At 69.0% G+C, this 9,225-nt stretch carries 11 protein-coding genes; 7 read left to right on the plus strand and 4 right to left on the minus strand.

The window, feature by feature from the left end; genetic code table 11:
• Window positions 1-338 precede the first annotated feature (338 nt).
• Complete coding sequence (locus tag ABZ749_RS21190; RefSeq protein WP_357230179.1) at window positions 339-548, minus strand: hypothetical protein; 210 nt, start codon at window positions 546-548, stop codon at window positions 339-341.
• 410 nt (window positions 549-958) lie between these two features.
• Here ABZ749_RS21190 and ABZ749_RS21195 point away from each other — a divergent pair, with 410 nt between their 5' ends.
• Window positions 959-1,525: an NUDIX hydrolase gene (locus ABZ749_RS21195; protein ID WP_357230181.1), complete on the plus strand. Its 567-nt coding sequence runs from the start codon at window positions 959-961 to the stop codon at window positions 1,523-1,525.
• On the opposite strand, the gene ABZ749_RS21200 is transcribed toward ABZ749_RS21195, so the two are convergent.
• Window positions 1,526-2,935, minus strand: coding sequence for a helix-turn-helix transcriptional regulator (locus tag ABZ749_RS21200; RefSeq protein WP_357230183.1), 1,410 nt, complete (start codon window positions 2,933-2,935; stop codon window positions 1,526-1,528).
• Window positions 2,936-3,083: 148 nt separating this feature from the next.
• On the opposite strand from ABZ749_RS21200, the gene ABZ749_RS21205 reads away from it, so the two are divergent.
• The 4 genes from ABZ749_RS21205 to ABZ749_RS21220 all read left to right on the plus strand — a co-directional run bounded on the left by ABZ749_RS21205 (window position 3,084) and on the right by ABZ749_RS21220 (window position 5,406).
• Window positions 3,084-3,410: a hypothetical protein gene (locus ABZ749_RS21205; RefSeq protein ID WP_357230185.1), complete on the plus strand. Its 327-nt coding sequence runs from the start codon at window positions 3,084-3,086 to the stop codon at window positions 3,408-3,410.
• 867 nt (window positions 3,411-4,277) lie between these two features.
• On the plus strand, window positions 4,278-4,775 hold the full coding sequence (locus tag ABZ749_RS21210) for an NUDIX domain-containing protein (RefSeq protein ID WP_357230187.1): 498 nt from the start codon (window positions 4,278-4,280) through the stop codon (window positions 4,773-4,775).
• Between the two features lie 140 nt (window positions 4,776-4,915).
• On the plus strand, window positions 4,916-5,110 hold the full coding sequence (locus ABZ749_RS21215; RefSeq protein ID WP_357230190.1) for a hypothetical protein: 195 nt from the start codon (window positions 4,916-4,918) through the stop codon (window positions 5,108-5,110).
• Complete coding sequence (locus tag ABZ749_RS21220; protein WP_357230191.1) at window positions 5,083-5,406, plus strand: hypothetical protein; 324 nt, start codon at window positions 5,083-5,085, stop codon at window positions 5,404-5,406. Before ABZ749_RS21215 ends, ABZ749_RS21220 begins: the two co-directional genes overlap by 28 nt.
• A gap of 87 nt (window positions 5,407-5,493) precedes the next feature.
• Here the strand turns inward: ABZ749_RS21220 and ABZ749_RS21225 are convergent, their stop codons facing one another.
• On the minus strand, window positions 5,494-5,643 hold the full coding sequence (locus tag ABZ749_RS21225; protein ID WP_357230193.1) for a hypothetical protein: 150 nt from the start codon (window positions 5,641-5,643) through the stop codon (window positions 5,494-5,496).
• A gap of 93 nt (window positions 5,644-5,736) precedes the next feature.
• On the opposite strand from ABZ749_RS21225, the gene ABZ749_RS21230 reads away from it, so the two are divergent.
• Both ABZ749_RS21230 and ABZ749_RS21235 read left to right on the plus strand, forming a co-directional pair.
• Complete coding sequence (locus ABZ749_RS21230; protein WP_357230195.1) at window positions 5,737-6,057, plus strand: metalloregulator ArsR/SmtB family transcription factor; 321 nt, start codon at window positions 5,737-5,739, stop codon at window positions 6,055-6,057.
• The gene (locus ABZ749_RS21235; RefSeq protein ID WP_357230197.1) at window positions 6,054-6,536 is read left to right on the plus strand and encodes an SRPBCC family protein; all 483 of its coding nucleotides are present in this window, start codon (window positions 6,054-6,056) and stop codon (window positions 6,534-6,536) included. The genes ABZ749_RS21230 and ABZ749_RS21235 overlap by 4 nt, the downstream gene beginning before the upstream one ends.
• 159 nt (window positions 6,537-6,695) lie before the next feature.
• On the opposite strand, the gene ABZ749_RS21240 is transcribed toward ABZ749_RS21235, so the two are convergent.
• On the minus strand, window positions 6,696-9,014 hold the full coding sequence (locus ABZ749_RS21240; RefSeq protein WP_357230199.1) for a M28 family peptidase: 2,319 nt from the start codon (window positions 9,012-9,014) through the stop codon (window positions 6,696-6,698).
• Window positions 9,015-9,225 lie beyond the last annotated feature (211 nt).

The following is a 9,225-nucleotide window of genomic DNA, read 5'->3' on the forward strand; positions in this document are numbered from 1 at the left end:
TGCGCTGAACTGGCCGAGGACGACCTCGGCCACGGCCACGGCGGACAGGCTTTGCCACGCCCCACACCGTATCCCGATGGTGCGACAGCTCCTGGGTTTGGAGGCCAACGGCTGCGGTCGCGGGACCGATGAACGCCGACCGGACCGCGTTGTGGATTCTGGGTGAGGCAGCCGTTCTGGGGCGAAGATCATTGGGCACAATCCGGCACAACTGGGACCGGCAAGCCGTGTCAAGCATCGAGAGTCGTTGGCGATGGTTGCGCAGGTCAACCTGGCGATCGGTCCAATAGGGGATGATCTATTAGAGTCGAAAGTGTAAGGGGTTTAGATCCCCTGGGTTATCGGTCGCCGCGCTGTTCGTGCAGGGCGATGAGGGCTGCTTCGACTCGTAGTCCCACACCCGTCAGCACGAGCAGGCTGGCCAGGACGTAGCCGCCGGTTTGAGGGTTCTCCGGGCTGACCATCAGCAGGGCGATCAGCAGGCCGGCTCCGAGCGCTACGTTGCCGCCGACTCGGGCTGATCCGCTGCGGGTGTACCGGAGATCCATGTCGCTCACCCTAGCGAGGGGATCGAGTCCCAGGGTGCCCCGAAATCGCAGGCTCGGGTCGGTCCCTGCCCGACGCGAATCGCGCCAAGATCATCCCGTTTTCGGGCCGTTCAACGAGAGCCAGCAGTGACCATCGTTGACGATCCATGTCAGGTCTAGCAGCAGCTCAGACACTCGGTCGCCCGGTTTGGTTGCCTACGCCCCTAGGCTAGATCAATACCGCTGGAAGTAGCGCCCAAAGGCGAGTGTTCTGCGCGACCAGCCCGTCCAGCCACCGATCCTTGGTCTAGGTAGATCGCGTCGAAGTTAGATCCCATCTAGCTGCGAAGGATCGGTTCGGTTTGGCGTCGGATGGATCTTCGTCGTGTGGTGCGGCGGTGCGTGTGCGCCAGCGGTCGGATACTGGTCTGGTGACAGAGGAGCAGGTTGCCGAGCCGACGCGGTGGACGATTCACGGTGAGCGGGTGGTGGATGGCAGCCGGCGGGCGCGGTTGAGCATCGCCGACGTGGAGCTGCCGGACGGGGTCCGTTTCGAGCAGTACGTGATCCGGACGCCCCGGTCAGCCATGGTTGCGGTGCTTGACGAGCAGGAGCGCCTGCTGCTGATGCGGCGGCACCGGTTCGTGTTCGACAGGTGGGTGTGGGAGCTGCCTGGGGGTTATGTCGACGACGGCGAGCAGCCGGCGAGCTGTGCGGTCCGGGAGGTCGAAGAGGAGACCGGGTGGCGTCCGGGTGCGGTGGAGCCGATGCTGTCGTTCCAGCCGTGGGTGGCGACCGCGGACGCGGAGAATCTGTTGTTCCTTGCGCGCGAGGCGACACATATCGGTTCGCCGGTGGACGTCAACGAGGCCGAGCGGGTGGCCTGGGTGCCGTTGACGGAAGCGCGGGACCTCGTGTCTCGGGGTGAGATCGTGGGATCGGGCACGGTGATCGCGGTGTTGGAGCTGGTCGCGCGCAAAGCCCGGGGCGAGCTGTAGTCAGCGGCGTTGACCGAGGGTCACGTCGACACGGTTGATGAAGTGTCGGACGGTTGGCCGGCGGCGGTGCGCTGTGAGTTTGGTTTGCAGGTCGCGTAGGTACCGGACGGCTCGGGCTGATCGCAGTTGAGAGGTCAGCGTGAGGGCTTTGGCCCCGATGACGCTGGCGCGATCGGGCTCGCCGTTGTGGGCGTGGATGGATGCGAGGAGAGTGAGATTGAAGGCCTTTCCGCGTACGTAGCGTTCGTCCATCTGCAGGGAGCGGGCGGTGAAGCGTTCGGCCTGCTGGTAACGGCCGAGGGCATGGAAGCAGTGGCCGAACTTGGCTGACAGGTACGCCTCGTCGAAGTAGCCGAGCCATTGCGGGTCGCTGCTGCGATCGGCCCGGTCGAGGGTCTGTTCTGCCTGGTGCAGTGCGGTGGTGCAGGCGCGTTCGTCGCGTGCGGCGGCGTGGGCATGAGCTTCCATGACCAGCGCCTCGGCGGTCAGCACTGCGAGGCCGGCGCGTTGTGCCGCCTGCCGTGCGGCGCGAGCGAGGTCGACGCCGCTGGCGTTGTGACCGAGGTAGGTGGCTTGGTGGCTCATCGCGGCGAGGATTTCGGCGCCAAGCCCAGCGTCGTCGGCAGCTTGGGCGAGGTTGAGGGCGTGGGTGAGGTAGCGCTGAGCGAGGCCGTGTTCGGCCGTGTCGTATGCCTGCCAACCGGCGAGCTGAGTCAGTTCGGCGACGGCGGCCAAGAGCTTTCGGCCAGTCGCCGGATCGTAGCGGCCCTCGCTCAGCAGGGGCGTGACCTCGCGGTTGAGGTAGCGGGCGAGGGTTTCGCGGGCGTGGCCGCCCCCATGCTGGTTGTCGAGTCGCCGGTAGGTGAAGGTCATCTCGCGGATGGTGTCGATGTCGGGTTGACCGACTGAGCGGTGACCTTTCTGTGTGACGGGTTGAGTCGTGGGGGCGGTGAACCAGCGCAGCGCCGGCAGGGTGTAGCCAGCGGAGCTGAACACTGTCTGACGGAGCATGTCTCGGCGGTTCACATCGCCTTCCCACAACTGCGTGGCGGCGCGGACGTCCTCACGCCAGGATCGGTCATTTGGCACGTCACCCCTAGGGCTGCCGGGGATGGGGTGACGTTCTTGGTGGCGCGGTGCGAGGCCGAGCGACATCCGGACCTGGTCCGGCATACCGCAGCCGTCGGCGATCCGCTCCAGCACGTCGATGGAGGTGACCTTCCGGCCCGCGATCACTCGGCTGACATAGCCCTGTTCCAGGCCGACCACGGCCCCGATGCGCGTCTGACTAGCCCCCGTATGCCGGGCAAGCAGCCGGAACAGAGTGCCGATGTCGCGGACACGTACTGCGCTCCTGACGTCCTCCCGCACCCAGAAGCCGTCCGGAGTCTGAAGATGGTCGACTAGCACAACCGGTCCTACCCGTCGTCGACTGACTACGCATCGTGCTCAACCTGGAGCCTAGGTATGGTGCCCGCGCAGGTCGAGCCGCTTATGTCACCGTGACATGGCTAGCGGACATGGCCCAGAGGCCGCAGCCGGCAGGACCGTCTTGGGCATGTTGTTCGATATCGGCAACCCACCGGTCGAGCCGCCTGATGGCTGCCGCCACCGGCTGCTGTGGCGTCTGTGCCGAGCACTGTGGGAAGACCACCGCCCCGACCACTACCTCATCGTCGGCCGCGTCCACGACGACCAACTTGTGTCGTGCCGCCTGGCACGTCTCGCCGTGGAAGGCCTGCGAACTGCTAGCGGTGAGCAGTCCGCCGCGTCACAGCTGTGGCTCGATATCGCCCGGAGCCGGATCGCCACGGGCGACCTCAACCGCACTGCCGTCATGGCGGAGGCAGATTGGCACCGTAGCCGTTCAGGCCTGACGGAGTGAGGATGGCTGTTATTCACGGCCTGGCGGCCCTCATCGACCACGCCCAGGCTCAAGTCGCCGCTGCCGACGAACTCCTAGACCGCCACGACGAGGTCGGGCTCGACCTGTGCCGATGCGGCCGGCCGCATCCCTGCCTGGAGCGACTGGGGTGGCTCCAGAGGCGGGCGCACTTCGTACACCTCATTGGCGACCTACGGTGACCGCCCACGGCCCGGTGCTGCCGATCTGGACCTGCGGAGGCTGCAATGCGGCCTGGCCCTGCCGAACCCGACAGCAAGAACTACGCGCTGAGTACGAGGGCGCAGCCGTCTCCCTGGCGCTCTACATGGGTGCTCAACTGGTCTGCGCCTCGCGAGACCTGACCTGGGTGCCGGCGGGGGTTCTGCACCGTCGCTTCCTGGGTTGGACCCGGTGAGCATCTTCGGTGGCGGCGGTCAGAGGCTGGCGATGAGGAGTCCGCACACGGCCAGTGGAAGCACCGCGGACAGGCTGCCCAGCATGGCCGCCGAGCGGATCCGGGTACGGGCGATGAGGATCGCGAGCATGGCCAGGCTGACCAGCAGCGCGAGGAACAGCGCGGGCGTTCACCGCTGCGAGAGCGGGGCCAGCCCTCAAGGGCTTCGGCGCGGAAGCAGTAGAAGCGTCACGGCCTCTGCCTGCGGCAGAACAGGGTGTGCCCGCTGCTGCCCTCGGGGACGAAATCCTCGGCGATGATTGCCAGCCCTGCCTGTTGTAGCCATGAGCGGTAACTGGCGGCGTCGCCTTGGCTCCACCACATGGTGGCGTTGCCATCGAGCCAGTTGTCCCTGTGCACCACGACCGTCGCGGGCGTCGACGGTGATCGTCGTCGATCCCTAGGGTGTTCTGATGTCGGCGGTTAACCTGCGGCGGTCGGCGCGTGCGGTCGTCCTCGATGAGGACGACCACGTTCTGCTGCTCAGACTCGCCATTCCCGATCCAGCGGGCACGATCGCCGTTTGGATCACTCCCGGGGGTGGTGTCGAGGACGGCGAGACGCCATTGGCCGCCCTGCGGCGAGAGCTTCGCGAAGAGGTCGGTCTTGCTCTCGATGTCGACCCGCCTCAGGTCTGGCACCAGGAGATCGTCGCCGCCGGGTTCGCGCCCGGCCACGATGGCGTGGTGAACGACTACTTCCTCGTTCGGACCGCGTCGTTCAGGCCGCGCGGTTCGATGAGCGATGAGGAGCTCGCGGCCGAGCACGTCATCGGCTGGCGTTGGTGGTCGCTGTCAGAGATCAGGGAGTACGTCGGCCCGGAACTGTTCTCGCCTCGCGATCTCGCCACGCCCTTGGCCGAATTGATCAGTGCCGGAGTGCCGGCCCAGCCCGTTGCGCTCGGCCTGTGAACCACACCCCTGCGGGATCAGTTGCGGCGTCGCCGGTCCCAGCGAAGGCTTCGACGCCTACGGCGGGCGGCGCAGGCTGGGCGTGAGGATCGGCCGTACCGCCGACGCGGAAGCGCGAGGCAGCGTGCTCTCATGACCGCGTGAATCTGACGTCACTGATCCGGGCCAGTAAGCGGCAATTCCTGTTCGGCGCGGTGATGTGGTGTATCGGCGCCCCGCTCATCTTCTACGCCCTCTTCCAAGGGATGCTCACGCTCTACTTCATGGGGTTGGCGACGATGGCCGTCGGCACTGGCATCGTCGCCAGGTGCCTGCGGCAGACGGCTGGAAAGTGACCATGCCGGACTCGCTGAACGTGTGGGCGGGCTGGGCCTGCGTCGGGTTGGCCCTGCTGTTCGCACTCAATGGGGTGCGGCTCCTGCGGGAGGAGCGGCATCGACGTCCGACGACCAACCGGCCATTCAGCGGACGTGAGCTGATGTGGGAGAGCGTCGCGATGGCGTTGCTGGGAACCGGCAATCTGATCGGCGGATCATGGGTGTTGCTCGTCATTCCGGCAGTGATCATCATGATGGTGCTCCTCGCGCGGCTGTTTGCCCGCTCAGGCGGTCGAAGGCGTCAGTCGCGCTAGCCGGGTTAAGCCACCCAGGCTGTCACGCCGGCCGCAGTCGAGCCGGCCGGCGACCGACCGGGTGTGCGACCCGGGCGGCTGACGGTGTCATGGAAGGGTGCGCACCATCGTGTCCGCGTCCTCGAAGGACTCGACAGTGCGGAACCCCTCGGCGGCGTACAGCCTTGCGGCGAAGTTCGCTCGCTCCACGCTCAGCGACACCGTCGGGGTAGCTGCGCGGACGTCGAGATCAGTCACTCCCGGAGCCTCACACACAAGATCGATACGGCCAATGCCATTCCATCTGCGGACCTGCTTGACGAGCATGTCGGTAAGTCGTAGCTTACGTTCGTGGTGACTTACGGAGCACATTCGGGCTGGGAGGCGCTCGGCGATCCAAGCCGGCTCGCCATCGTCCAGCGCCTGGCCGAGCGGCCCTGTGCCGTCGGGGAGTTGGCGGACGAGCTTCCGATCAGCCGACCGGCCGTGTCGCAGCACCTCAAGGTGCTCAAAAGTGCCGGCCTCGTCGTCGACCAGGCGATGGGAACCCGCCGGGTCTACCGGTTGAGTCCGGTGGGGTTGAGCGCGCTGCGGGACCAGCTCGACACCTTCTGGCGTCGAGCGCTCAACGGATATCAGGACGTCGTCGAAGAGACGGAGGAGAGTTCATGACGCAAGCAGCTACAGCGGTGGTGCGCCGCCAGATCGTCGTCAACGCACCGGTCGAGCGGGCCTTCACCGTGTTCGCCGAGCGGTTCGGCGACTTCAAGCCACCCGAGCACACCCTGCTCGACGTCCCGGTCACCGCTACCGTGTTCGAGCCCAGGGTCGGCGGGCACATCTACGACGTCGGGGCCGACGGCAGCGAGTGCCGGTGGGCGCGCATCCTCGCGTACGAGCCGCCGACCCGGATCGTCTTCAGCTGGGACATCGGACCGACCTGGCAGATCGAGACGAACCTGGCCCTCACCAGCGAGGTGGAGATCCGATTCGTGGCCGAGACCCCGTCTCGGACCCGGGTCGAGCTTGAGCACCGGAACATCGACCGACACGGCCCCGGCTGGGAGTCGCTTCGGGACGGCGTCGACACCGACACCGGGTGGCCGCTGTACCTCAGTCGTTACGGGTCCTTCTTCGGCGCCGACAGCTAGCGGCGCGCGAACCGCTCGACGGAGGGAAATTTTCGGTTCAGTGGGCTGCGGCGACGGTAATCGCTGGCACCGGATCGGTGCCGGCCAACCGGAGCCGGTGGGCTGACCGGAGGAGAAGGTGGTCCGGCGACGAGTCACTCGCCGGACCACCTCCAACCGTCAGAGGGGATAGGTGCGGGCGACCGTCAGCATCTCCGAGCTGTGCGACCCGACGACGCCGACGGCCGGCGGCCGGGGGCGGAAGCCGGGCAGCGCGTCCAACCCGTCACTGGCATCCATCGCCCGCAGCGCGACCTGCCCGGCGATCGGGCGCACTGTCAACACGACCTCGATGCCCTCCGCTGGCGGGGCGTGGAACACCAGCCCGAAGCCCCACTTCCCGGCGCGGGGCTCCACCGGCACCGACCGCCCCGCCACGTCGGCGCGCAGCACGGTGGCGGTCGACGTGTCGACGTGCAGGGTGGCGAGCCGGGCCACCCGCTGCGGGGTGAGCCGCAGCCGCAGCGTGCGCTCGCCGCCCGCGGTGGCGTCGGCCACCACCTCCAGCTTCGGCGCCGGCAGGTTCGCCGACTGCGCCGGTCCGGCCCGCAACTCACCGTCGCCGAGCCCGGGGAAGTCGTCGCCGACATCGGTGACCCCGTCCACGTAGCCGTCCGTCCACGGCTGCGGGTCGCTCTCGTGGCTGAGCCAACGGGCCTGGCCGGTGCCGGCGTCCAGGGCGTACATCAGGTGGGTGGGAGCGGGGTGGGCGGCGTCGAACCGGTCGACGCCCAGGCCGACCCCGGCGAGCACCACCGCCGCCACGGCGGCGGCGCCGGCCGGCAGCACCGCGAGCCGCCGGGCCCGCAGCGCGAGCAGACCACGCTGGCCGCCGGCCTGCGGGTGCAGCAGGTCGACCACCGGCAGGGCGACCAGGCCGAGCAGCACCGCGACCAGCGCGGCCACCCCGCCCATTGCCATCCCCAGCGCGGGGAAGAGCAGCACCACTGTGGGCAGCAGGATGACCACACCCACTGCCGCGGCGGCCGTCACCGCCACCACCGGCCACGGTCCGGTCTGCCGGGTACGCAGCGCGACGAGCCCGCCGAGGGCGCCGGCCAGCGCTGGCACTGTGGTGAGGTACGTCCCACCCGGTACCGCCACGGCGAGCAGCACCCCGAGCACTGCCAGCCAGGCCAGCCCGCCGACGGCCAGCGCGGCCGGGCCGATCCGGCGGCGGGTCAGCGCGTACCAGGTGAACAGGATGGCGGCGGCGAGCGCCAGGACGGCCAGCCGGTACCAGATCGGCCGGTACGGGTCGAGCAGTTCCGCGTACCCCGGTCGGATCGTGGTGATCGCCAGCCAGAGCAGTTGGGCGGCGACCGGCGCGGCGACGATCGGCACCAGGGCCAGCGCGAAGCCGGCGGCCAGCTGGCCGGTGCTGGCCCGGCCGCTGCGGCGGGTCAGCCAGCCCAGGGCGGCCACCAGTGCCACCGCGAGCAGGGCCAGCGGCAGTGTGAGCCAGCCGGGGTAGCGGACCAGCCCGCCGGGGACGGGGAAGTAGGTGGCGTCGTGCCCGGAGCGCAGGTCGGTCAGGTCGGTGCCACCGAACTCCCGGGCGAGGCCCAACGCGTTGTCCCCGTGCTGCTGGAGGCTGCCCCGGTCCATGGCGGCCGGGGTGTCCAACGGCGTGTGGTAGATCGCGCCCCCGTCGATGTACGCCGAGTTCAGCCCGACGAACTTCTGATCGAGGAAGGCGGTGAAGTCGGTGTCGTTGGGCAGCGCGCGGTAGATCTCCACAGCGAACGAGGTGCCGACCGGGTGTGGGGCGGCCCGGCCGAAGATGTCCACCAGCTTCGCGTTGTTCCGGGACGTCTCGAACATGATCACGGGCCCGGTGGAGCCCCGCGCCTCCAGGTTCAGCACGACACCGCCGTCGGCGGCCAGCGGGTGGCTGGCGGCGAACGCGGCCGCGCCGCAGAGGCACGCCTCCTCGGCGTCGGTCAGGACGAAGACGATGTCGTTGCGCGGCCGGGGGCCGGTGGTCAGCGCGCGGGCCACCTCCAGGATCGTCGACGTGCCGGCCGCGTCGTCGTTGCCGCCCGGCCCGGTCTGCACCGAGTCGTAGTGGGCGACCAGGAAGACCCGGCCCGTCGAGTCGGTGCCCGGCATCCGGGCCACCACGTTGCGGACCCGGGCCAGCGTCGCCCCTCCCGCCGCCCCGCTGAGCTGACCGGCCTCCGGTGCCACGGTGTCCTGCACCTCGGTCTCCAGGCCCAGCCCTCGCAACTGCTGCTCAAGGTGAGCGCGGACCTGCTCGTTGGCCGGGCTGCCGGCGACGTGCGACCGGGCGGCGATCACCTGGACGTCCTCGTACGCCCGGCCGGCGCTGAACGCGTCCGCCGGGGCGTCGGCCGACTTCGGGGCGGGGGTACGCAGGTCGAGCAGACTGCCGGCGCCGACGGCGGCCAGCGCGACCAGAGCCGCCGCGGCGGCCACGAGCCGCCGGCGCGGCCGGGTCAACGCGCGGTCGGCAGGGGGTACGCCCGGGACCGGACGGGGTGGCGTGCCCGTCGTGGACGGGGTGGTGGGTGCTCCCACGGGAACTCCTCGGGCCGCGGACTACTTCCGCATCCTCAACGTCGGCGCGGGCGGTCACCTCACCATCAAGGGCCTGACCATCAAGGGTGGACAGACCCTCGAACGCTAC

Source organism: Micromonospora sp. NPDC047753 (assembly GCF_040642735.1).
Taxonomy (GTDB): Bacteria; Actinomycetota; Actinomycetes; order Mycobacteriales; family Micromonosporaceae; genus Micromonospora.

Coding starts and splice junctions, on each gene's coding strand:
- ABZ749_RS21190 (WP_357230179.1), bottom strand. CDS start 548: ATGGATCTCCGGTACACCCGCAGCGGATCAGCCCGAGTCGGCGGCAAC.
- ABZ749_RS21205 (WP_357230185.1), top strand. CDS start 3,084: ATGTTGTTCGATATCGGCAACCCACCGGTCGAGCCGCCTGATGGCTGC.
- ABZ749_RS21210 (WP_357230187.1), top strand. CDS start 4,278: ATGTCGGCGGTTAACCTGCGGCGGTCGGCGCGTGCGGTCGTCCTCGAT.
- ABZ749_RS21235 (WP_357230197.1), top strand. CDS start 6,054: ATGACGCAAGCAGCTACAGCGGTGGTGCGCCGCCAGATCGTCGTCAAC.